The sequence below is a fragment of the Sorangium sp. So ce362 genome, assembly GCF_051519845.1.
Taxonomy (GTDB): domain Bacteria; phylum Myxococcota_A; class Polyangia; order Polyangiales; family Polyangiaceae; genus Sorangium.
The window spans coordinates 6,846,067-6,869,392 of sequence record NZ_CP150332.1 but is presented as its reverse complement, the minus strand read 5'-3'; the positions used below and the strand labels follow the sequence as shown (position 1 = coordinate 6,869,392).

Sequence of the window (23,326 nt, the reverse complement as noted above, 5' to 3'; positions counted from 1 at the left end):
CACCCACCGTGAAGCGCGCCGAGAAAGCCGCGAGGATCGGCGAGGTCCTCGACCGGTTGTACCCGCAGCCGGCCATTCCGCTGTTCCACGAGGATCCGTATTCGCTGCTCGTGGCGGTGATGCTCAGCGCGCAGACGACGGACAAGATGGTCAACGCCGTGATGCCGGCGCTCCTCGCGCGCGCCCGGACGCCCGCGGAGATGGCGGCGGTGCCGGCCGAGGAGATCGCCGGGCTCATCCGGAGGATCGGGTTCGCGCCGACGAAGGCGAGGCGCCTGAAGGCGCTGAGCGAGCGGATCGCGATCGAGCACGGCGGCGTCGTCCCCGCCTCGTTCGAGGCCCTTGAGTCGCTGCCCGGGGTCGGTCACAAGACGGCCTCGGTGGTCATGGCGCAGGCCTTCGGCCATCCCGCCTTCCCGGTCGACACCCACATTCATCGGCTCGCGTTCCGCTGGGGGCTGTCGTCCGGAAAGGACGTCGTCGAGACGGAGCGCGACCTCAAGCGCGCGTTCCCCCCCGAGCGGTGGAACAAGCTCCACCTGCAGCTCATCTACTTCGGCCGCGAGCACTGCCCGGCGCTGCGCCACGACATGGCCGGCTGCCCCATCTGCAGCTGGGCCGCGCGCCGGCGCTGAGGCTGGGGCGGTCGGCGGGCCCGCGGCAGCGGCGGACCCATGGCGCCCGGGGAGGCGACAGGCTATCCGGAGCGCCGGCGGCCGTCAAGCAGGGCGCACCGCTCGGGCGGCGTCATGAGGGCGATCGCGGGAATGCGCGGATCGCCCCGTCGCGGCGTGAGGCGCTCGGGCGCGGCCTCGTGCGGTTCCCGGTCGCCGCGGGCGTGCGGTTCGAGTAAGGCAGGTCTGTGTCAAAGATGGGATTTGAGATCATCGGGACGGGGCACTACGTGCCCGGCGAACCTGTCACCAACGACGACCTCGCGCGGGTGATCACGACCTCCGACGAGTGGATCTACCAGCGCTCCGGTATCCGCCAGCGGCACTACGCGCCGGACGGCACGGGGGTGAGCGACCTCGCGTGCGAGGCGGCGAAGCGCGCCATCGAGTCCGCGCGAATATCACCATCGGAGATCGATTACATCCTCTTTGCCACGATGACGCCGGACTACATCTTTCCCGGCTCCGGGGCGGTGCTCGGCGCGAAGCTGGGCATCCCCGGCGTCCCTGCGCTCGACATCCGGCAGCAGTGCGCTGCGATGCTGTTCGGCCTTCAGACGATCGACGGGCTCGTCCAGACGGGGGCCGCCAAGACCATCCTGTTCGTGGGCGCCGAGGCGCACGCCGGCTTCATGCCCTGGGAGGACTGGGGAGCGCTCGACCCGAAGAACGGCCGGTCCGCGACGCCGGAGGCGCGGGCGCGCGCTGACCGCCACCGGAACCTCGCTGTCCTGTTCGGGGACGGATCGGGCGCGCTCGTCCTCCGTGCGACAGATCGTGACGCGGGCCTTCGCGGCAACAAGATCTGCTCTGACGGGCGCTTCGCCGAGCTCCTCTTCGTGCCCGGCGGCGGCTTCCGCTCGCGGCCTTACTGGAAGGAGACGTCGTTCGAGGACGACGCCCACATCCCCCGCATGGATGGTCGCGAGCTCTTCAAGTTCGCGGTGACCAAGCTCCCGGCGACGGTGCGGGAGCTCTGCGCCTCTCAGGGCGTCACGATCGAGGAGATCGACGTGTTCCTGGCGCACCAGGCGAACGGCCGCATCAACGAGCACATCCGCAAGGATCTCGGCGTGCCCGTCGAGAAGCTCCCGAGCAACATCGAGCGATTCGGCAACACGAGCGGCGCCACCGTGCCCATCCTCGTCGACGAGGAGATGCGCGCCGGCAGGCTGAAGAAAGGGCAGCTCGCCATGGTGCTCGCGCTCGGGACCGGCGTCCACTGGGGCTGCGCGCTCTGGAAGCTCTGATCTGAGCCGCTGTACATAAATCGCCGGCCCGACTCCCTGCTGGGCCTGGCACCGTTCTCGCTTCGCCTGCGGGCCGGCGGAGGGGTGCGTCGGTCGGACCGTCCGAACCGTCGGATTCGTCCGAACCGTCGGATTCGTCGGTTCGCCGGTTCGTCGGTCCTCGTCGGTTCGTCTGATTCCGCGCGCCTCGGCCGCCTGAGCAGGAAGGAGCGCGGCGGGGGTGCACAGCGCAGAACAGCTGGTGCGGTCGGTGTACGACCGGATCGCCGAGCGGTACGACGACCGGTGGGGGCGCCACATGAGGCAGCCTCAGGACCGGCTCACGGCGGGGCTCGCGCTCGTTCCCGGCGCGCGGTGCGCCGATATCGGGTGCGGCACGGGGATCGAGACCGTGGAGATGCTCAGGCAGGTCGCGCCCGGCGAGGTCGTCGGCGTCGACTGCTCCGAGGAGATGCTCCGGGCCGCCAGGGCCCGGGCCGCGGACGCGGGGCTGCAGCTCTCGACGAGGCGCGCGGAGGGCGAGCTCTTCATCCGGCGCGCGGCGGCGTCGAGCTTCGATGTCGTCACCCTCCGCTTCTGTCTCGCCTACCTGAACTGGCGGTCAGCATTGCCGTGCCTCGGGCGCATGCTCCGGTCCGACGGTCGCGCGGGGATCCTCACGAACCTCTCGAGCAGCACGCCGCAGGCGTACGCGGTCTATTGCCGGATGGCCGACGAGCTCAACCTTGGCAGGGTGGAGCTGCCGGTCCCGGACAGCGCCGGGCAGGTCAGCGAGGAGCTCCAGCGCGGCGGTCTCCGCACCGTGGAGGCGTGGACCCACCGGTTCCGGCTGTGGTTCGGCTCCGGCGCGCAGGTGGCGAGCTGGCTTCAGGAGAGCGGGTTCGTGACCCACGCCGCGCTGCGGGAGTTCCCTCCGGAGGTGCTCCAGCCGCTCTGTGACGAGTTCGCGACCCGGCTGGAGGCGTACCGGGAGCCTGACGGCATCCCGCTCGATTTCGAGCTCGCGGGCATTATCGCGGTGCGGCGGTAGCGCCATCGCGGTGCGGCGGTGGCGCCATCGCGGTGCGGCGGTGGCGCCTGGCGTGCTGTCGCGCTCGGCGTGGAGGGCCGCTGGATTTTCGACCAAGCGCGCTGTGGCGTGTTGCACGCGGCGTTGCCTTTGTTACGTTCACATCACCGCCTGCGGCGAACCCCGCGTCGGCAGCGCGGTCAACCGGGCACCGGCCCAACCGGCAGGGGAGCCACGTCACCGGCTCAGCTGCATCGGCACCCCTCCGGCCAGCGTCCGTCGAACGAAGCGCGAAGCGACCGCGAGCACGCGGCGATCAAACGGCCAATGGCAATGGCCAATGGTCAGCGCACGCGGACGCGGGGAGCGATGTCAAAACGCGCGTGGGCGCCTGTGTTCGGATGTCGTCGTATGTCTCTCTCGCTCACACAGTTCCGGGGTTTCACTTCACTGGGGTAGTGTTACCTCAATGACGACAACGCAAACTCTTCGTATTGACTTGGACGCACAATTAATGAATTTTGCATACTGAGGTGGGTGTGATCGGAGAACACGGAGCGTCGATCCTGAGAGACACGCCGACCCAGCTTGGGCTCGGGCGATATCGTCCCATTGCGAAGCTCGGCCGCGGCGGGATGGCCGACGTCTTCCTGGCCATGGCTCACGGGCCGGCCTCCGTGAACAAGCTGGTCGTCGTCAAGCGCCTTCGCAGCTTCGCGGATGAGGAGGACCGCCAGGTCCTCATGTTCATGGACGAGGCCAAGCTCTCGGCGCGCATGAACCACCCCAATGTCGTCCAGACCTACGAGGTCGGCAGCGACCAGGAAGGGTACTTCATCGTGATGGAGTACCTGGACGGCCAGCCGTTGAAGCGCGTCATCAAGGCGGCCGTCGATCGGGCGTCCGGCACCGGGGGGCTCGTCCGCGGCACGTGGATCCGGATCGTCGCCGAGGTGCTGCGCGGCCTCCATTACGCGCACGAGCTCTGCGACTTCGATGGCAAGCCGCTCGGGATCGTGCATCGCGACGTCTCTCCGCACAACATCTTCGTCACGTACGACGGCGCGGTGAAGCTCGTGGACTTCGGCGTGGCCAAGGCCGCCGTCAACTCCTCCAACACCGAGAGCGGGACCTTCAAGGGCAAGCTCACCTATATGGCGCCCGAGCAGGTCACGGCGGGCAAGACGGCGGATCGCCGGGCAGACATCTTCGCCGTGGGCGTCGTGTTCTGGGAGCTCCTCGCCGGGCGGCGGCTGTTCGAGGGCGACCAGATCAGCGTGATGCACCAGCTCCTGCTGGGGAAGATCCCCCGGCTCTCGACCGTCGTCCCGGGGATCCCGATCGCGCTCGACCAGATCGCCGCGAAGGCCCTGGAGCGCGAGCCGTCGAAGCGCTTCGCGACGGCGCAGGAGATGTGCGACGTGCTCGAGAGCTACCTGCAGTGGTCGGGCGAGGACATCCGCAGCGAGTTCCTCGGCGCCTGCATGCGCGGCATTTTCTCGGAGAACAGGGCCACCATCCGCCAGCAGATCAAGGCGCAGATCGAGCGGGTGACGAGCTCGTTGCTCATGAGCGAGGCCCCCGGCCCGGTGACGCTGAGCGGTATCGGCCTCGCGGCGGGTCCCTCGAGCTCGCGCTCGGGCAGCAGGCTCCCCTATGTCGGCGAGCCGAGCAGCTCCGGCCTCGATCGCGCTTCGGGTCTCGCAGGAGCTTCGGGCCTCGAGCGGGGCTCGGGCCTCGGGCGGCCGAGGACCCCGGTGAGCGACTCCGTGAGCCTGCGCGCCACCACGACGGTGCCCGCGTCCACCTCGAGGCGCAGCTACCTGATCGGAGCGACCGGCCTGGCCGCGCTGATCGCGGTGGCCGGTGGCGCGCTGCATGTCGCGAGCAAGCGCGCGCCCGTGGCCGAGCCTCCGGTGGCTGCCGCCGCTGCGCGCGGCGCGGAGGCCGGGGGGGCTGTCGAGAAGAAGCCCGACGAAGGCCCCAAGGTGAGCGTGGTGATCGCGAGCGACCCGCCCGACGCCACCGTGAGCTGGAAGGGGAAGATGCTCGGCAAGACGCCGCTCAAGACCGAGCTGCCCGTGGGCACGCAGGTCGTGGTCGTGTCCAGGTCCGACTGCTTCGATGAGACGCTCATGCTGACGCTCACCCCTGCGGAGGCGGTCGAGCGTTCCGTCAAGCTGCGGCCCACGAACTTCGCTGCCGGGTCCAGCCGGCCCTCCACGGCCGGAGGCGCTCCCTAGCGCGCTGACGGGTACCGCGCCGCCCAAGCTCGTCTTTGGCCTCATGAGAGAAGGAAGCCCAGAGACACAGAGCAGAGGACGAAGGAGCTCTGTGTCTCTGGGGTTCTGCTCTTCAGCGCGCTCGGTGCTCTAGCGAGAAGAACCTGCCGCCCGGCGGGGCGGGGCCGCGCGTTTGCACCGGGCTGCTGGGATCGACGGGGGGCGGAGGTCCTGTCCTGGGCACCCATCGATCGATCGTGACGGCAGCTGGAGAGAAGAGGTCACGGTCATGACCCGTGACGGATGTAGGAGATCACTTTGGTGACGCCATCGGCCTCCAGGGCGTCCTTCACCGCCTCGGTCGCCTCCTTCATGCTGGAGACGTTGCCCTGCAGGGTGACCACCCCGTCGCGCACCGTCACGGTCAGCTTCTTCACTCCTTCGTGGTCGCTATCAGCGAGCTTGCCGCCCACCGCGTTCCGGAGCGTCTCGTCGGGCGGGCGCTGGCCCGTGCCCTTCGCCTCCTTGGTGGCGACGACCGCACCGTCGCGGTTGAAGCTGACCTTATAATCGTTGTCCTTTGCCGCCTGCGTCCAGACATCGCGCGCGCTCGCGGTGGTGCTTCCAGCCTGATCTTTGTCCTTGGCGCCGCCGGCCTGGCCCTGCGCCTCCCGGCCTTGCTGCGCGCCGTGGGCCTCCCGGCCTTGCTGCGCGCCGTGGGCCTCCCGGCCTTGCTGCGCGCCCTGCGCCTCCCGGCCTTGCTGCGCGCCCTGCGCCTCCCGGCCCTGCTGCGCGCCGTGCGCCTCCCGGCCCTGCTGCGCGCCCTGATCCTTGGGAGCCGCGGGGGGCGCGGCCTGGTCGCGCGCGCCCGAGCCCCGGTCGTCCTTGAGGGCGCCGGTCTGCTCGCCGGCCCGGTTCATCTGGTCGTTCACCTCGCGGCCCACCTCGCGCCCTCGCTCGGCGAGCTGCTCGGCCTTCTCGCCCACGCGCTCGGCCTGCTCGCGCGCCTCCCGGCCGAGCTCCTGGCCCTTCTGGGCGAGCTGCTCGGCCTTCTCACTCGCGCGCTCGGCCTGCTCGCGCGCCTCCTCCTGGCCGGGCTTCCGGTTCTGGCCTTCGGGCGGCGCGCTCCTGTCGCCCTTGGTCTGGTCCACCGGCTCGCGGACCGCTCCTTCCGCTCTCTCGCTCTCGCTCCTGCAGGCCGTGCCGACGAGGGCGAGCGCGAGGACGGTTGGGCCGGAGAACCAACGTATTCTGCTCATCGTGCAGCGATAGCTCATGGTGCATCTCCGACCGGTCACCGAGGCAGGCGTCGTGCCATGAACGCGGTCGCTCCCGGCCGCTCGGGAACAACCGCGCGGCGCGCGTGTCGGGACGACCATGCCGAGACCTTCCCTGGCCACCGCGCAGAGGTGGCAGCGGACACCGGACGAGCGCTCCGGCCTGAGACAGCGTAGGCTCGAGGTCGTGAGCGCGGCGTCGCCGGAACCCGTCCTGCCAGACGCCCCGCCCGGGCAGCGCTCCGCGCCCGACCTCCTCTCGCACCGGCCGGCGCTCCGGGTCGACGCGCGGGCCGTCAAGGAGTCGCTGACGTTCGCGTTCGCGGGCGGCGCGCCCGGCGGGGCGTTCGACCGGCACATCGATTCCGCGTCGCTACCCGCGTCGACCTGGGATCCGGCCCGCTTCGCGCAGCACGTCTTTCTGCAGGAGCTCATCGTGGGCTGCCTCCACTTCACGAGCGAGGGGCGCACGTACATCCCGAGCCCGGCGCTGCTCGGCCGCGCGCTCTCCCGGCCGCCGAGCGACCGCGATACAGTCGAGCTCCGGCGCGAGATCTTCCGCGAGCTCGCCGGCTCGGAGGCGCAGCGCCGCGACCTCGCGCGCGCCTACGCGGCGCTGCGCCGCTGGGTGGGCCAGCTGGAGACGATCTCCATCTCGCGCCGTGAGGGCAGCCGGCGCCGGCTGGACATCCTCGTCGCCGCGAAGGGGGCGTTCGACGCGCTCGCCGACGGGTTCTCGGGCGCCCGCTCCGGTCTCGCGCGGCTCTCCGCGTTCGGCGCGGCCGTGCGCGAGACCGAGGCGTACCGCCGCCTCGCGGACCTGCTCGCGTACGACGAGGAGCTCGCGACGCTGGATGTCCGGATCCGCGTCGGCTCCGACGGCCACGTCCGCGACCTCCGCGCCCTGTCGATCCGCGAGAACAGCGAGAACCGCTTCTACCAGTCGCCGATCGGGCGCGTCTTCACGAAGCTCGTGATGCTGTGGCGGGGATACCGGTTCAGCGACGAGGAGCTGCTCACCCGCTACGTCAACAGCGTGTTCGAGGGCATCGAGGACGAGCTCGTCGCGCTCATCCAGCTGCTCGGAGATCTCGAGTTCTACCTCGCCGGCCTCGCGCTGCGCGAGCGCGCCCGCGCGGCCGGGCTCTCCGTCTGCCTTCCCGAGCTCGCCTGGCCAAGCGGCCCCGAGCTCGCCCGGCCAGGCGGCGCGCGCGACGAGGCCCCCGGGCGGGCGCTCAAGGGGCTCTTCAATCCGATCCTGCTCGCGAGCTCGTCGCGCGTCGTCGCGTGCGACATCGCGACCGACCCTCACGACGCGACCGTCATCGTGACCGGGCCGAACTCGGGGGGAAAGACGCGGCTGCTCGAGGCGCTCTCGCTCGCCCAGATGCTCGGGCAGGCGGGCTTCTTCGTGCCGGCCGCGGAGGCCCGCCTGTCGCCGTGCCACGGGCTCTTCGTGTCGCTGATCGAGCAGGCGCAGGCCGACCAGAGCGAGGGCCGACTCGGGATGGAGCTCCTGCGCATCCGGTCGCTCTTCGAGGCGATGCAGGTCGGCGACATGGTGGTGCTCGACGAGCTCTGCTCTGGCACGAACCCGTCGGAAGGAGAGGAGATCTTCCAGCTCGTGATCTCGCTCCTCGCGGAGCTCCGCCCTCAGGCCTTCATCACGACCCATTTCCTGGAGCTCGCGGCGCGGCTCGAGCGCGACCGGCCGGTCGATCGGCTCGTGTTCCTGCAGGTCGAGCTCGACGCGCAGCAGTGGCCGACGTACCAGTTCGTGGACGGGGTCGCCCGGACGTCGCTCGCGCATCGGACCGCGGCGCGGCTCGGGGTCACGCGGGAGGAGCTCGTCGCGCTCGTCGAGCGCAGCAAGCGCGCGCACCGCCGCCGCGGGGTCGAGCCCGCCTGAGCGCGCCCACGGCGCGCTCGCCGTGGCCGATGAAATCTGGTTGTATTCGCCGCCATGGAATATCGACCACTTGGCAGGACGGGGCTCCGTGTCTCCTCGGTGAGCTTCGGTGCCTGGGCGATCGGGGGCACCTGGGGCGACGTCGACGACACGGAGTCGCTCGCGGCGTTGCACCGGGCCGCCGATCGCGGGGTGAACTTCTTCGACACGGCGGACGTGTACGGCGACGGCCGGAGCGAGCGGCTGCTCGCGCGCCTCCGGCGGGAGCGGCGCGAGGAGATCGTCATCGCGACGAAGGCGGGCCGGCGGCTGAGCCCGCACACCGCGGCCGGCTACAGCGCCGAGAACCTCACGGCCTTCATCGACCGCAGCCTGAAGAACCTCGAGGCGGACGCGCTCGACCTGGTCCAGCTGCACTGCCCGCCGACGGACGTCTACTATCGGCCCGAGGCGTTCGACGTCCTCGATCGGCTGGTGAAGGCGGGCAAGATCCGCTTCTACGGGGTCAGCGTCGAGCGGGTGGAAGAGGCGCTCAAGGCCATCGAATACCCCGGTGTGCAGTCGGTGCAGATCATCTACAACGTCCTCCGGCAGCGCCCGGCCGACCTCTTCTTCGTCGAGGCGAAGCGCCGGCAGGTCGGGATCCTGGCGCGGCTGCCGCTCTCATCGGGGCTGCTCACCGGGAAGATGAGCGCCGCGACGAAGTTCGCGGCCGACGATCATCGCAACTTCAACCGCGAGGGCGCCGCGTTCGACAAGGGCGAGACGTTCTCGGGGGTCGACTACAATCTGGGCCTCGAGGTGGTCGAGGAGCTCCGCCCGCTCGTGCCTGCCGGCGTGAGCATGGGCGCGTGGACGATGCGCTGGATCCTCATGCAGGACGCGGTCACGTGCGTGATCCCCGGCGCGAAGCGCCCTGATCAGGTGGACGAGAACGCGAGCGCGGCGGACCTGCCCGCCCTGCCGCAGGAGACGATGGCGAAGATCCGCGAGATCTACGATCGCCGGCTGCGGCCTGCCGTTCACCAGCTCTGGTAGAGCCTCGACGAGGACGCGCCGCGGCAGGCTGGAGCCGCGGCGCGTCGGCGAGGGCATCGCCGTCACCCGACCCAGGCTGGATAGCCGTTGTCACGCAACCCACGCTGCGCCGCCAACTTGGGCCGGATCGCTGCCGCGCTGCCATTTTGGATTGCGTAGCCGCCTTTTCGATTTTTCGATTTGTCACGCTCGTGCTAGATTGTTAGATCTAAGTTGGGCGGGATTACATTCAAGGGGAATTAAGGAAGCCGCTGCGCGGGGGGGCGAGTGCGCCCAACTCCCCGCGCGCGCGCGTGCGGGCGCCGGACGCGCCGGCTGCGCCGCGCCGAGTTCGCGGCGCAGCCGATCGACCAGCCGGCGGTACAAGGGCTCGAAGGGGCGATCGCCAGCCCCGTACAGCCGCGCACATCGTCGTCATCTCGAGCGCGAATTAGTTCATTGTTGCATTTATCATAGATGCTCTCTCGGCAACAGCTTGGCTTGCCGCCGCGAGGCTGCATTCGACATGGTAGCCGTTGTCCGGCGCACCCGATGCCCATCGCGCCGGAGTTTGTACATCATCAAGATGCCCTTTCCCATCCCTACGATCGGTCAGCGATCATGCCCGATATTCAAGGAGATGCCCCATGAGAAGAGTCGCCTACCTGTGCACGGTCTGTTTGATCTCTTCCTGCTCGCCTTCTCAGGATGACACCGAGCCTGACTCGGCCGCCGACGCTCCGGCCATCGCAAGCAGTCAGGAGCGCGTCGAGAGCGCGCCGCGATCGTTCACGCTCTTCGAGAGCGGACAGGTTCGCCCGCTGGCGCTCTCGCCCGACAGATCGCGGCTCTTCGCCGTCAACACGCCTGACAATCGCCTCGAGATCTTCGACATCGGTCCGCATGGCCTCACGCATCGCGCGTCGGTGTCCGTCGGCCTCGAGCCGGTGTCCGTCGCCGCGCGCAATAACCATGAGGTCTGGGTGGTCAATCACCTCTCGGACAGCGTCAGCGTCGTGAACGTCAAGGACCCGCGGAGGAGCCGGGTCGTCCGCACCCTGCTCGTCGGCGACGAGCCCCGCGACATCGTCTTCGCCGGCCCGGGCCGGCGCCGCGCCTTCATCACCACGGCGCACCGCGGCCAGAACAGCCCGAACGATCCGCAGCTCACGACCCCCGGCGTGGGCCGCGCCGACGTCTGGGTCTTCGACGCCGGCAATCTCGGCAGCACGCTCGGCGGCAATCCCCTGAGCATCGTCGCGCTCTTCGGCGACACGCCTCGCGCGCTGGAGGTGACGCCCGACGGCAAGCGGGTGTACGCCGCGGCATTCCACTCGGGGAACCGCACCACGAGCATCCACGAGAACCACGTCCCCGACGGCGGTGAGGCCGCCGGCGGCATCCCCGGACCCGCCACGAACTTCGAGGGCGTCCCGCGCCCCGAGACGAGCCTCATCGCCAAGTTCGACGGGACCCACTGGGTCGATGAGCTCGGCCGGGTGTGGGACGACAAGGTGAAGTTCTCCCTGCCCGACAAGGACGTCTTCGTCATCGATGCGATGGCCAGCCCTCCCTCGCAGGTCGCCGGCCCCGCCGGCTACTTCCAGGGCGTCGGCACCATCCTCTACAACATGGCCGTCAACCCGGTGAACGGGAAGATCTACGTCACAAACACCGAGGCGTTTAATGACAAGCGCTTCGAGGGCCCCGGCCTCTTTGGCGGACAGACCGTCCGGGGACACCTGCACGAGAGCCGGATCACCGTCCTCAGCGGCGCCGGCGTCGCGCCGCGCCACCTGAACAAGCACATCGATTACAGCGCGTGCTGCGCCCCGATCCCGAACGCCGAGAACGCGAAGAGCCTCGCCACGCCGCTCGGGATGGCGATCACCAAGAACGGCGCCAAGCTGTACGTCTCGGCCTTTGGATCGAGCAAGATCGGCGTCTTCAGCACGTCTCAGCTCGAGAGCGACACGTTCGTCCCGAGCGCGGCGAACCAGATCCCCGTGAGCGGCGGCGGGCCGACGGGCCTGGTCCTGGACGAGCCACGCAAGAAGCTCTACGTGCTCACCCGGTTCGATAACTCGATCTCGGTGATCAACACGACGACGAACACCGAGGTGGCGCACGTCCCGATGTATAGCCCCGAGCCGGAGAGCATCGTCCGCGGCCGCCGCTTCCTCTACGACGCCGCCTTCAGCTCGAGCCACGGCGACTCGTCGTGCGGGAGCTGCCACGTCTTCGGCGATTTCGACAGCCTCGCGTGGAACCTCGGCAACCCGGACGACGTGGTGAGGACGGATGAAGGGCTGTTCGTGCTCAGGCCGTCGGACTTCGGGTTCAACGACGATTTCCATTCCATGAAGGGCCCGATGACGACGCAGAGCCTCCGCGGGCTCGCCAACCACGGTCCGATGCACTGGCGGGGCGACCGCACCGGCGGCGATGAGGGGCCCAGCGTCCAGCCGGACAGCGGCATCTTCGACGAGGTCACCGCGTTCAAGGAGTTCAGCGTGGCCTTCACGGGCCTCCTCGGGCGGAGCGAGCCCATCCCCGACGAGGACATGCAGGCGTTCACCGACTTCGCCCTGCAGATCACCTATCCGCCGAACCCGATCCGCGCCCTGGACAACTCCCTCACGCCGGAGCAGGACATCGGCCGGGACTTCTTCGAGAACTCACCTTCGGAGCCCGGAGAGTTCCCCTGCTCCCGTTGCCACGTCCTCGATCCCACGGCCAACGCCGAGTTCGGCGTTGCCATCCCGGGCTTCTTCGGGACGGACGGCCGGCGGAATTTCGACGCCGCGACAGAGGGGTTCAAGATCCCCCACCTCCGCAACCTCTACCAGAAGGTCGGCATGTTCGGCTTCGCGCCTCACCCGAACTTCAACTTCATCGATCACGAGCACATGGGCGATCAGGTCCGCGGCTTCGGGTTCGTGCATGATGGAAGCACGGACACGATGTTCCGCTTCCACACGAACCTCGGCTTCAGCCAGGCGAGCCCCTTCGGGTTCGCCTCGGGCGCCTTCCCGGACGGCCCGCCAGGCAACCCCCTGCGCCGGGCGGTGGAGGCCTACCTGCTCGTCTTCGCCAGCAACATGGCGCCGATCGTGGGCCAGCAGGTGACGCTCACGAGCAGCAACGCGGCGGCGGTCGGGCCGCGCATCGACCTCCTGATCGCGCGGGCGGACGTCGGCGAGTGCGATCTGGTGGCCAAGGCGCGCGTCCTCCACGCCGACCTCGGCTTCCTCTACCGTAACGGCAAGTTCATCAGCAACCGCGTGGCCCTCCCGCCGATCGCCGATGCGCTGCTCCGGCAGCTCTCGCTCGTGGCAGACAGGGAGCTGACGTACACCTGTGTACCGCCCGGTTCAGGGGTGCGCATCGGCCTCGACCGCGATGAGGATGGCTTCCGGGACGGCGATGAGGAGGACCATCACACCGACCCGGCCGACCCGACCGACCATCCGTGATCTGACTTCCCCGCTCAGCTGCGCGGCCCGACGCCGCCGATCGCGCGCGCGATCCCGCTCTGCAGCGTGCCGCGGGTCTCCACGCGGCTCAGATCCACGCCGAGCTCCACGAGCAGCCGCGCCACCTCCGGCCGCATCCCCGTGATGACCGCCTTCGCGCCGAGCAGGCGAAGCGCCGACGTGGCGCGGATCAGCGTCTCGGCGACCTGAACGTCGATCTGCTTCAGCCCCGTGACGTCGATGATCACGACGCGCGCCTGGTGGCGCTCGACGCCTTGCAAGATCGTGTGCAGCATCCGCTCGGCGCGCCGTCTGTCCACCGTGCCGATCAGGGGCAGCACCATGAGCTGGTTCGTGATCGGGATGAGGGGCGTGGACAGCTCCTCCAGCAGATCGCTCTGCATGCGGATGACCTCTCCCTGCAAGGCAGCGCGCGAGCGCTCGGCCTTCTCCCGCTCCGCCAGCTCGTGCTGCAAGCGCCCATTGGAGACGTGGAGCTGCTCCGTCTGATGCTGCAGGTGCTGATTGGCGTCGCGCAGCTCCTCCGTGCGCTCGGTGACCTGCCTCTCCAGACTTCGGTTCGCCTCCTGGAGCTGCGCGCTCACCTCCTGAACATGGGCATAGAGCAGCGAGTTTTCCACGGCGATCGCCGCCTGAGCGCAGAGCATCTGCAAGAGCTCGATCCGGCCTTCGGTGAAGGCGGCCTGGGCGACGTTGTTCTCCAGGTAGAGGACGCCCCGCAGCCGCCCCTGGTGCGTCAGCGGGATGCACAGGAGGGACCTCGGCTGGGCGGCGATGACGTAGGGGTCGCCGGCGAACCGGAGGTCGTACCGGGCGTCGCTCAGCACCACCGGATCGAGCGTGCGGGCGACGAGCTGGACCACGGATTGCGCCAGATCCGTGCGCGACTCGAGCGGGGTGTTGAGCCCCACCTGCACGGTGTCCGGGCCGACCTGCAGGAACGCCTCCACCCGCAGATACGCGCCTTGATTCAGGATCAAGAAGCCGCGCTCGGCTCCGGCGTTCGCCAGCACGATGCGCATGACCCGATGAACCACCCTGCTCAGCACGATCTCGCTGGCGATGGCCTGCGCCGCGCGGAGCGCGGCGGTGACGTCGAGCAGCTGGGCGCCGGTCGTCCCGTTCGTCGTGCTCCCCGCCGTCACGGCCGACGCGCTCAACGGCAGCATCGTCGGGGCCGGGACCATGGAGGGGTACCGCTCCCTGATCTGGGCGACCTTCACGGCGGCGCCCCAGCGCGCGTAACCGCCGAGCGCTTCGGACATGTAGACGTGAGCGACCCTGGTCTGTCCGCGCGCCATGAAGAACCCGGCACAGAGCTCGTTGGCCAGCGCCTCGTGATGGGGAAAGCCATGCTGGCGCGAGAGCTGGATGGCCTGCTCATAGGCGTCGATCGCGTCGGAGGGGCGGCCCTCGACCCGGGCGACCTCCGCGGCGACGAGCTTCTGCTGGTGCCGCGCGTTCGCCGGACAGGCGTCCGCGAAGATCGCGAGTCGCTCTTGCTGGCGGGCCAGCGCCTCGCGCAAGCGCGGCTGCTCCTCCGCGGGCGCGGTGGGATAGACCGCCGCGAGGATGAGCCCCGCGTAGAACGGGAGCTCCGTCGGCCAGTGCTGCCCGAACGCGCCCGTGCGCAACTGCTCTGCGGCCTCGATCATGGCGAACGCCCCGGCGGCGTCGCCATGGAGGAACAGGAGCTGCATCTTGGTGAGGAGATGGTAGAACCGGAGGTGGTTCATCCCGAGGCTGGTGAGGCGCGCGACCCAGGCCTCCTCCTCGACGACGTCGTCGCTGAGCGATGTTGGCGACGCCGTGCGGCCCTCCAGGCAGGCGACGACCTGCTGCAGGAGCGTGAGCATCTCGTTGGCCAGCACGACCTGCGTGCGCCGCGTGACCAGGAAACCGCGCTGGATCTCCTCGCGAACCCTGCCGAGCGGCTCGCCCACGCGGAGCGTCGCGGCGACGAGCTCCCCGATCGCCGCGGAGCCGTGGACGAGATCCCCGCACTCGAGGCCGAGCTGCTTGGCGCGCTCGAAATAGGTGAGCGCCGCGCGCAAGGGCTCCCCGTAGGGCATCAGGTACCCGAGCACATAGAAGACCCTGTGAGAGGCGCTCGTCGCGCCGAACCTCTCGGTGAGATCGAGGGCGAGCTTGCCGAAACGGACGCTCTCCGCGTAGCGGGCCAGGCTGCCAGAGAGAAAGAACCCGAACGTGACGAAAATGTCCGCGGCCGAGCGACAATTGCCATGCAACAGCGAGAGATGAACCGCCTTGAGCACGACGTACGAGTACAGGCCCGGCTCGACGAAATAGGCCGGCACCTTGAGCTCGGCGAGCAGCTGAAGGCAGGTCTGGAGATCCGGGTCGGACACCGTGGGCGCGTCGAGGAGCGACTCGATCGCTCGGCCGGCGAGGAGCTCATCGATCGTCGCGAGCAGCTCGTCGCAGGCCGCCTGGGTCTCCTCGCTCGTCCCGGGCGCGTCGATGCCGAAGAGCGCGAGGCCCTGGCGCCCCGCGGCGAGCGCCTCGGCGAACCGCGCCTGGGCGAGGTAGAGCGTGACCCGCAGCCCGAAGATCCCTCCGCGCTGCCCGCTGTGGCGCACGTGGGCGAGCAGCCCGTCCAGGTGCGCCTCGGCCTCGTCGAGGCGACCCGCCATGTACTCGCACTCGGCGCGCTCGCGGTGCAGCGCGAACGTGAGATCGTAGCGCTCTCCCCAGCTCCCCCCGTCGAGCGCCGTGATCCCCGCGGCGTAGAGGCCGGCCGCCGACGCGAACGCCGTCGCCGCCTTCGCCATGCGGCCGGCCGCGAGGTTCTGCCGCGCGAGATCGGCGCGCTCCTCCCTGTCGCGCATCCGCGCGGCGCCGAGGTTGAGGTGCCGGACCAGCTCGAAGGCGAGCTCGGCCCGCGGCTCGTCCGGGAGCGTCCTGCGCAAGCACCGCCCGATGCGGAGGTGGACATCTTCCCGCTCCTCCGCCGGGATGAGGGAGTACGCCGCCTGCTGCACGCGATCGTGCAGGAACCGGTAGGACGCGTCCAGCTTGGCCAGCGCGCCCGGATCGAGGTCGTCCGGATCGTTCACCACAGGAAGCAGCCGGTAGTCTCCGCCGATCGGCAAGAGCAGCCCGTCCCGCAGGGATGGCCAGAGCGCCACCGCCGTCTGGGCATGCGGCAGCTCCGCGATCGTCGCCAGCGTCGTCAGGTCGAGCTGGTGGCCGATGCACGCGGCGAGCGAGAGCACGCGCCGCGTGCTCGGCTCCAGCGCCTGTATTCGCGTGGCCATGAAATCGACGACGTTGTCGGTCACCGGCGCCGACGCGATCGTGGCCTCGTCCCAGACCCAGCGCCCCGTGGCCCGGTCGAGCCGCACGAGCTTCGCGCCGTGGAGCCCGATCAAGAACTGGGAGAGAAAGAACGGATTGCCCTCGGTCTTCGCGATCGCCTGAGCGGCGAGCCATTCCACGCGCTCGACCTCGCTCTCCTTGAACGTCTCCGCGAGGAGCAGCCGCACGCTCGGCAGATCGAGCGGGCGGAGCCCGATCTCGGACGGCTCGAGTCCCTGCTTGCGCAGCTCCTCCAGCGCGGCGCGCAGCGGGTGGGCCCCGTCCACCTCGCTGTCCCGATAGGCCCCCACGACGAGCAGGTGCCCACGCCCGGGCCCAGAGAGCAGCTGGCGCAAGAGCCAGAGCGACGCCGCGTCGGCCCATTGCAGATCGTCGAAGAAGAGCACGAGGGGGTGCGACGACGAGCAGAACACACGGACGAAGTTCTGCATCAAGAGGCTGAGGCGGCTCTGGGACTCCGAGGGCCCGAGGGCGACGGCCACGGGCTGCGGGCCGACGATCAGCTCGAGCTCGGGGATCAGGTCGACGAGCAGCTGCCCGTTCGCGCCCAGCGCCTCGACCAGCGCGGACCTCCACGCCGCGAGCTTGACGGACGACTCCCCGAGCAGGTGCGAGATGAGCGCCCGAAAGGCCTGCGTGAAGGCGGCGAAGGGGACCTCGCGGTGGAGCTGATCGAACTTGCCGGCGACGAAGCTTCCATGGCGCCGGGCGACGTGCTTGTGCAGCTCGTGGACCAGCGCCGACTTGCCGATCCCGCCCGCCCCCGTCACGAGCACGAGCTCCGCGGCCCCGTCGCTCACGCGATCGAACGCCGAGACCAGGGCCTCGAGCTCCGCCGCTCGCCCGTAGAGCTTCTGGGGGATCTGGAGCCTTTCGCTGATGTCCCGCCGCCCCAGCTCGAACGGCGCGATCCTCCCCGTCTGCTGCCATTCGGAGAGGCACCGCTCGAGATCCGCTGCCAGCCCCTCTGCCCGCTGGTACCTGTCCTCCGCCGCCTTGGCGAGCAGCTTCATCGCGATCATCGACGCCATCTCGGGGATCGTCGGATCGCGCTCGTGCGGTGCGAGCGGCGTCCTCGCGATGTGGCTGTGGACCATCTCCATGGGATCGGTGCAGTCGAACGGGAGGACCCCGGTGAGCATCTCGTAGAAGGTGACACCGAGCGAATAGAAGTCTGTCCGGTAGTCGACGACTCGATTCATCCGCCCCGTCTGCTCGGGCGAGATATAGGCGAGGGTACCTTCGAGCGTGTCGGGGCGCAGGGCCGTCTGCGCCTCCTGCGAGAGGCGCGTGGCGATGCTGAAGTCGATCAGGTGGACGCTCTGCAACCTGTCGTCCACGACGATGTTCGCCGGCTTGATGTCCTTGTGGATCACGCCGTGCGCGTGGACGCCGTCGAGGATCGTCGCCAGCGCGCGAGCGACGTGGAGCGCCTGCGCGAGATCGAGCCCGCGGCCGCGCAGGTGCCCGCTCAGCGGCGTCTCGCCGACGTCCTCGAGGACGAGCCCGGCGCTCTGTTCATGCACCTCGAGCGCGTGCGCCTTGATGACCCCTGGCCAGTCGATCTCTCGCAGGACGCTGAACTCGTGTCGCAGCTTGGCCAGCTCGCGCGGGTTCGCGTGCTCGTCCTTGAGGAACTTGATGACGACGGGGATGCCATCCTCGTCGCGAATGCCACGGTACAGCACCCGTCCGGCGCTGTCGTACAGCTTGTCCCGCAGCGTGTAGTGCGGCAGCTCCACCAATGCCCCTCCTTTGGTTCAAAGCATGGGAGCTCACCAAGTTGAGTATGTCAAGAGTCTTAACCCACCATGAGGCATGGTGCAGTTGCCCCGCCGCGCGTGCGCCCTCGTCATTTGGGTCGCCCGGGGAGCAACGATAGCGCGATGCATCACCCACGCGCGAAGCGACGCGGGCCGACCGGCGGCTCGGTCGCCGGTCTTCTACAGCCCGGTTACGGCCCGGTCCTCGATCTCTGGGCAGCGATCGCGTCGATCAACCTTCGCGCTCAGCCGGGCGCGTCACAGGAGGCGCGGCAAGAGCCACCCGGCGATCGAGATGAGGGCGGCCGTCCCGAAGAGCGGCCCGAACCCCCGGATCTCGAAATCGTCGATGAGCTTGTCGGTCGCGTAGAGCAGCACCGAGTTCACGGCGAGGCCGAAGAAGAGATAGGCCAGGCCGAGCGTGAGGATGGCGGCGGGCAGGAGCGCCACGGCGACGAGGAAGCTCACGAGCCAGCCGAGCAGGAGGTTGAGGAGCGCGAAGACGCCGGCGACGACCAGCGCCGTCTGGATCTTGCGGATGCGGACGCCGGGCATGAGCTTGGCGCCGACGACGACCGCGAGGCCCGCGGCGAGCGCCTGGACGATGAACTGCTTGAACATGACCACCTCCCTGGGCCGGCGCCGCTCCTGGCGGGCCGGGTTTGGACGTTCTTGGTGACCCAGGCGCGCGCCGGGCGCAACCTTGGCGGGCCGGGGGGCGAGCGCCGCGGTCAGAGCGCGGCGCGGGTGGTGGCCTAGTTTGCCCCGGAGAGATTCACATGAAGGCGGGAAGGCGGGAAGGCGAGAAGATCATTGATCTTTTCTTCCCGCCTTCCCGCCTTCACGTTCAAATCCGGCCACCACCGCGGCGCGCCGCCTCCGCTCAGCTATCGTTTCCGCTCGTCTCGGCTCATTGCTTCGGCTTGTCGCCGCCGAGCAGCTCGCCGATGGCGGGGGCGCCGCCCGGGCCGAGGGCCTGCGTGCTCTCGATGAGGTGGATGAGGAACTGGCGGTTGTCCGTCACCGAGAGGTTCTGGAGCTCGAGCGCGCCGATGCGATCCTCGGGGGTGAAATAGGCCTCCTCGACCTTCTCCATCGAGAGCTTGTCGGGCGCGTAGGCCATGTAGTCGGCGCGCGTGTCGAGGAGGCTGTAGTCGTCGCCGCGGCGCAGCTCGAGCGTCACCTCGCCGGTCACGCCGGGCGCGATCCAGCGCGAGAGCGCGTCCTTCAGCATCATGGCCTCGGGGTCGTACCACTTGCCCTCGTAGAGCAGACGCCCGAGGCGCCGGCCCTGGGTGAAGTACACGTCGAGGGTGTTCTCGTTGTGAATGGCGGACAGGAGCCGCTCGTAGACGGCGTGGAGGAGGGCCATGCCCGGCGCCTCGTAGATGCCGCGGCTCTTCGCGTCGATCACCCGGTTCTCGATCTGATCGCTCATGCCGAGCCCGTGACGCCCGCCGATCCGGTTGCACTCGACGAACAGCTCGAACAGGGAGCCGAAGCGCTTGCCGTTGATGGTCGTCGGGACGCCGCGCTCGAACCCGAGGGTGATCGTCTCGGCCTCGATGGCGACCTCCGGCCGGAACGAGGCGACCCCCATGATCGGCTGGACGATCTTGATGCCGGTGTTCAGGTGCTCGAGATCCTTCGCCTCGTGCGTCGCGCCGAGCACGTTGGCGTCGGTGCTGTAGGCCTTCTCCGTCCCCATGCGGTAGGGCAGCCCGTGGCGCTCGAGGTACTCGCTCATCTCCTTGCGCCCGCCGAGCTCGCCCACGAACTTCGGGTCGAGCCAGGGCTTGTAGATCCTGAGCGAGGGGTCGACGAAGATGCCATAGCGATAGAACCGCTGGATGTCGTTGCCCTTGTGCGTGCTGCCGTCGCCGAAGACGTGGACGTCGTCGTCGCGCATCGCGCGCACGATCGCGGTCGTGGTCACCGCGCGGCCGAGCGGCGTGGTGTTGAAGTACTTCTTGCCGCCCGTCGAGAGGTGGAAGGCGCCGCACTGGATGGCGAGGATTCCCTCGCGGACGAGCGCGTCGCGACAGTCCACGAGCCTGGCGGAGACGGCGCCGTGCTGCAGGGCGATCGGCGGGATGTCGCCGGGGGAGTCCTCGTCCGGCTGCGCCAGATCGGCCGTGTACGCGTGCACCTTGAGCCCGTTGCGCGCGAGCCACGCCACCGCACAGCGCGTGTCGAGCCCGCCCGAGAACGCGATGCCGAGCTGGGTGCCGGCCGGGGGAAGTGAACGGAAGATCCTACTCATGGCGGCGCAGCATAGCCGCAACGCCCGCGGCCGCGCGAGCGGAGATCGTGGGGCGGCGCAGCCCCGGACGGCGCCGGCGGCAGCCGAGCGCGCTCCCCAGGGACGGGTCGGGCGCGCGGTCTCCGCCCGGCGGCGCCGCCCCTTGGTCGCGGCGCCGGCGGCGCGCTCGTGCTCGTCTGCACGACCGCACGAGGCGCGCTCGGCGGACTAGGGGACTAGGATGGAGAACACCATGTCGCGCGAGCGCCTCTCTCCGATTCCGATTCCGATTCCGATTCCGATGACGAGCAGGCCGGTGTCGAGGCTGTCGTACGCCGAGATCGCCCGGCTCAAGGAGCGCCGGCTGGCGCTCGGCACCTCGTCCGTGGTCGCCTACGCCGAGCCCATCCGCCGGCGGCGGCAGCATGGAGATCGCCGGCGACGGCGCCGCGCTCTTCGGCGCCTCGGTGCTCCCCCGGTTCCGCGAGCGCGGCATCCAGCAGGCGCTCATCGTCCAGCAGGCGCTCATCGTCCGCCGCCTGGAGCGGGTGCGCGAGCGAGGTCGCCACCTGGCGTGCATCAGCGCCAGTCCCGGTATCGCCACGGAGCGCAACGCCATGAGGCTCGGGTTCTTCATGGCATACAGCAAGGGTGTTTTTGTGCGGCGTAGCGAGAGCCCGCAGGCGCCGGCCTGAGCATTCCTGGGCGCCGCGCAGGGCCGTCGTGGCGCCCTGCCTTTGCAGGTGTGCAGCGCTGCGCTTGCAGAAGCGAAACGACCGCCCTGGACATCCATGCGAAGTGCGCGACTACGACGGAATCACGCATGGCACGCCTGATGCTCTCAGGCAGCCCAGCGTCGCTGGCGTGGCCTCTCCCCCCCCGAGGCCCCGGCGGCGCTTTTTCATTTTGTGGTCTGAACCGGTTCAGGCTCTCAGCGCCGCTCCCGGCGCAGATCCGCGACCGCGTTCCACACGAGCCGCAGCCCGACGTTGTCGTGCTGCGAGAGGATCGACTCGGGGTGGAACTGGACCGCCGCCATCGGCAGCTCCGTGTGCTCGATCGCCATGACGACCCCGTCCTCGGTCTCGGCCGTGATCTTCAGCGAAGAGGGGAGCGCGTCGCGCAGCGCATAGAGCGAGTGGTAGCGCCCCGCGTGGAACTCGCGCGGCAGCCCCTCGAAGAGGCGCCCGCCCAGCACGCGCACCTTCGAGGCCTTGCCGTGCATCGGGTAGTCGAGCACGCCGAGCTTGCCCCCGAAGTGCTCGACCATCCCCTGAAGGCCCAGGCAGACGCCGAAGACGGGCAGCCGCCGCTCGATCAGCGCCGAGAGCGTCCCCGAGAGATCGAAATCGCTCGGCGTCCCAGGGCCGGGCGAGAGCACCACGAGATCGGGAGCGTAGGCGTCGAGCTCCTCGTGCGGGAAGCCGGCGCGGAGCGTCATCACCTCGGCGCCCGTCTGCCGGAGGTAGTTGGCCAGCGTGTGCACGAACGAGTCCTGGTGATCCACGAGCAGCACCTTGAGGCCGCCCCCCGGCACCGGGTTGATCGCCGCCGGAGCCGTCGTGGGGACCCCGCGCGGCCTCCGGATCGCGTCGATGAGCGCCGACGCCTTTACGTGCGTCTCGCGCTCCTCCTCGTCGGGATCGGAGTCGTAGAGCAGCGTCGCGCCCACCCGGACCTGCGCCACGCCGTCCTTGAGGCGGATCGTGCGCAGCGTGAGCCCCGTGTTCATGGTGCCGTCGAAGCCGACGATCCCGACCGCGGCGCCGTACCACGCGCGCGGCGAGCGCTCGTGATCCTCGATGAACTGCATGGCCCAGGCCTTCGGCGCCCCCGTGACCGTGACCGCCCACGTGTGCGCGAGGAACGCGTCGAGCGCGTCGAACCCCTCGCGCAGCCGCCCCTCGATGTGATCGACCGTGTGGATCAGCCGCGAGTACATCTCGATCTGGCGGCGCCCGATCACGCGGACGCTCCCCGGCACGCAGATGCGGGACTTGTCGTTGCGATCGACGTCCGTGCACATCGTGAGCTCCGACTCGTCCTTGGCGGAGGCGAGCAGGCGCGCGATCTGCGCCGCGTCGGCGATCGGGTCGCTGCCGCGCGGGATCGTGCCCGAGATGGGGCACGTCTCGACGCGGTTGCCCTCGACGCGCACGTACATCTCCGGCGAGGCGCCGATCAGGTACTCGGACTCGCCGAGGTTCATCAGGAAGCCGTAGGGCGCCGGGTTGCGCTCGCGAAGCCGGTGGAACAGCTCGGTGGGCGCGACGGGGCACGGCTCGTAGAGCGTCTGGCCCGGGACGACCTCGAAGAGATCGCCCCGCTTGAACGACTCCCGCGCGACCCGGACGAGCTCGGCGTACTCGCCCGGCGCGTACTCGTTCGGCGGCGCGCGATCGGCGCCGACGTAGGCGCGCGCCGCGCCCTCGCGCGGCAGCCCGTCGGTCGAGCGATCGCCGAACTTGAGCTCGTAGCGCGTGCGCGTCGCCCGCTCGCGGCGATGGTCGACGGCGATGATCTCGTCGGGGAGGTAGAGCACGAGATCCCGCTGATCCGCCGGGCGCTCGAGGCGGAGCCGGATGGGCTCGAACTGGAAGGCGAGATCGTACGCGAACGCGCCGTAGAGCCCGAAGAGCGAGTCGCCCGGGACCCCGAAGAGCTCGATCATCCGCCGCAGCACCGAGAAGATGGACGGCTGCCGGCTGCGCAGCTCCTCCGGCACCCGCTCGCCCGGCTGCCGGACCGCGCCGATCACCTCGTCCGCGCGGCGCTCGACGGCCGCGACCGCGTCGAAATTCCGGAGCGCCTCGTCGATGGCCGGCAGGATCACCCGCCCGCGCTCGTTCAGCGCGGTGAACCGGAAGTCGCGGCCCCGGGAGACGAGCACGAGCGGGGGATTGATGAAGCCGATGTCCCAGCGTGTGTACCGGCCGGGCACCTCGTAGCTCGACGCCAGGACCACGCCGAGGTGGCTGTCGAGCGCCTCGACGATGGGCTGGATCGCGCCGTCGACGACGAGGTCCTCGACCTCTCGACGCACCGTGACCCCCCTCTGCGTGATGTTGCTGTCTCGTTTCAAGGCCACGTCTCCTTCTGCGCGGCGAGTATACGCGGTGCGGCATGC

Annotated in this window: 13 protein-coding genes; 8 read left to right on the top strand and 5 right to left on the bottom strand. The window is 69.6% G+C overall.

The genetic code is table 11. The annotated features are described in order from the left end of the window. The first annotated feature begins 8 nt into the window (after positions 1-8). From WMF17_RS26155 to WMF17_RS26140, 4 genes are all read left to right on the top strand, one after another. Positions 9-635: an endonuclease III domain-containing protein gene (locus tag WMF17_RS26155; protein WP_437595872.1), complete on the top strand. Its 627-nt coding sequence runs from the start codon at positions 9-11 to the stop codon at positions 633-635. Positions 636-871: 236 nt separating this feature from the next. After that, entirely contained in the window at positions 872-1,924 is a 1,053-nt protein-coding gene (locus WMF17_RS26150) for a 3-oxoacyl-ACP synthase III family protein (protein WP_437595871.1), read from the top strand. A 220-nt stretch (positions 1,925-2,144) separates the two neighbouring features. Further along, positions 2,145-2,954, top strand: coding sequence for a class I SAM-dependent methyltransferase (locus WMF17_RS26145; protein ID WP_437595870.1), 810 nt, complete (start codon positions 2,145-2,147; stop codon positions 2,952-2,954). 518 nt (positions 2,955-3,472) lie between these two features. After that, entirely contained in the window at positions 3,473-5,176 is a 1,704-nt protein-coding gene (locus WMF17_RS26140) for a protein kinase domain-containing protein (protein ID WP_437595868.1), read from the top strand. A gap of 266 nt (positions 5,177-5,442) precedes the next feature. Here the strand turns inward: WMF17_RS26140 and WMF17_RS26135 are convergent, their stop codons facing one another. Continuing rightward, complete coding sequence (locus WMF17_RS26135) at positions 5,443-6,414, bottom strand: BON domain-containing protein (protein WP_437643873.1); 972 nt, start codon at positions 6,412-6,414, stop codon at positions 5,443-5,445. Between the two features lie 205 nt (positions 6,415-6,619). Between WMF17_RS26135 and WMF17_RS26130 the strand changes: the two genes are divergently transcribed. The 3 genes from WMF17_RS26130 (at position 6,620) to WMF17_RS26120 (ending at position 12,834) form a co-directional block, all read left to right on the top strand. Next, positions 6,620-8,341, top strand: a complete 1,722-nt coding sequence (locus tag WMF17_RS26130) for a MutS-related protein (protein ID WP_437595866.1) — start codon at positions 6,620-6,622, stop codon at positions 8,339-8,341. A 54-nt stretch (positions 8,342-8,395) separates the two neighbouring features. After that, on the top strand, positions 8,396-9,379 hold the full coding sequence (locus WMF17_RS26125) for an aldo/keto reductase (RefSeq protein ID WP_437643872.1): 984 nt from the start codon (positions 8,396-8,398) through the stop codon (positions 9,377-9,379). Positions 9,380-10,005: 626 nt separating this feature from the next. Beyond that, positions 10,006-12,834 (top strand): beta-propeller fold lactonase family protein, encoded by a 2,829-nt coding sequence (locus WMF17_RS26120; RefSeq protein ID WP_437643870.1) that lies wholly within the window; start codon positions 10,006-10,008, stop codon positions 12,832-12,834. 14 nt (positions 12,835-12,848) lie between these two features. Here the strand turns inward: WMF17_RS26120 and WMF17_RS26115 are convergent, their stop codons facing one another. The 3 genes from WMF17_RS26115 to argG all read right to left on the bottom strand — a co-directional run bounded on the left by WMF17_RS26115 (position 12,849) and on the right by argG (position 20,220). After that, positions 12,849-17,936: an AAA family ATPase gene (locus tag WMF17_RS26115; RefSeq protein WP_437643868.1), complete on the bottom strand. Its 5,088-nt coding sequence runs from the start codon at positions 17,934-17,936 to the stop codon at positions 12,849-12,851. Positions 17,937-18,215: 279 nt separating this feature from the next. After that, entirely contained in the window at positions 18,216-18,578 is a 363-nt protein-coding gene (locus tag WMF17_RS26110; protein WP_437643866.1) for a phage holin family protein, read from the bottom strand. A 289-nt stretch (positions 18,579-18,867) separates the two neighbouring features. Then, positions 18,868-20,220, bottom strand: coding sequence for an argininosuccinate synthase (argG, locus tag WMF17_RS26105; protein ID WP_437595861.1), 1,353 nt, complete (start codon positions 20,218-20,220; stop codon positions 18,868-18,870). Between the two features lie 404 nt (positions 20,221-20,624). Here argG and WMF17_RS26100 point away from each other — a divergent pair, with 404 nt between their 5' ends. Further along, positions 20,625-20,894 (top strand): hypothetical protein, encoded by a 270-nt coding sequence (locus WMF17_RS26100; protein WP_437643864.1) that lies wholly within the window; start codon positions 20,625-20,627, stop codon positions 20,892-20,894. A gap of 236 nt (positions 20,895-21,130) precedes the next feature. On the opposite strand, the gene WMF17_RS26095 is transcribed toward WMF17_RS26100, so the two are convergent. Beyond that, a complete protein-coding gene (locus WMF17_RS26095; RefSeq protein ID WP_437643862.1) occupies positions 21,131-23,287 on the bottom strand; it encodes an anthranilate synthase component I in 2,157 nt (718 codons plus the stop codon). Positions 23,288-23,326: the final 39 nt, after the last annotated feature.

Excerpts from the sequence above, each read along its gene's own strand:
- WMF17_RS26150 (WP_437595871.1), top strand. The coding sequence starts at position 872 with ATGGGATTTGAGATCATCGGGACGGGGCACTACGTGCCCGGCGAACCT.
- WMF17_RS26135 (WP_437643873.1), bottom strand. The coding sequence starts at position 6,414 with ATGAGCAGAATACGTTGGTTCTCCGGCCCAACCGTCCTCGCGCTCGCC.
- WMF17_RS26125 (WP_437643872.1), top strand. The coding sequence starts at position 8,396 with ATGGAATATCGACCACTTGGCAGGACGGGGCTCCGTGTCTCCTCGGTG.
- WMF17_RS26120 (WP_437643870.1), top strand. The coding sequence starts at position 10,006 with ATGAGAAGAGTCGCCTACCTGTGCACGGTCTGTTTGATCTCTTCCTGC.
- WMF17_RS26110 (WP_437643866.1), bottom strand. The coding sequence starts at position 18,578 with ATGTTCAAGCAGTTCATCGTCCAGGCGCTCGCCGCGGGCCTCGCGGTC.
- argG (WP_437595861.1), bottom strand. The coding sequence starts at position 20,220 with ATGAGTAGGATCTTCCGTTCACTTCCCCCGGCCGGCACCCAGCTCGGC.
- WMF17_RS26100 (WP_437643864.1), top strand. The coding sequence starts at position 20,625 with ATGGAGATCGCCGGCGACGGCGCCGCGCTCTTCGGCGCCTCGGTGCTC.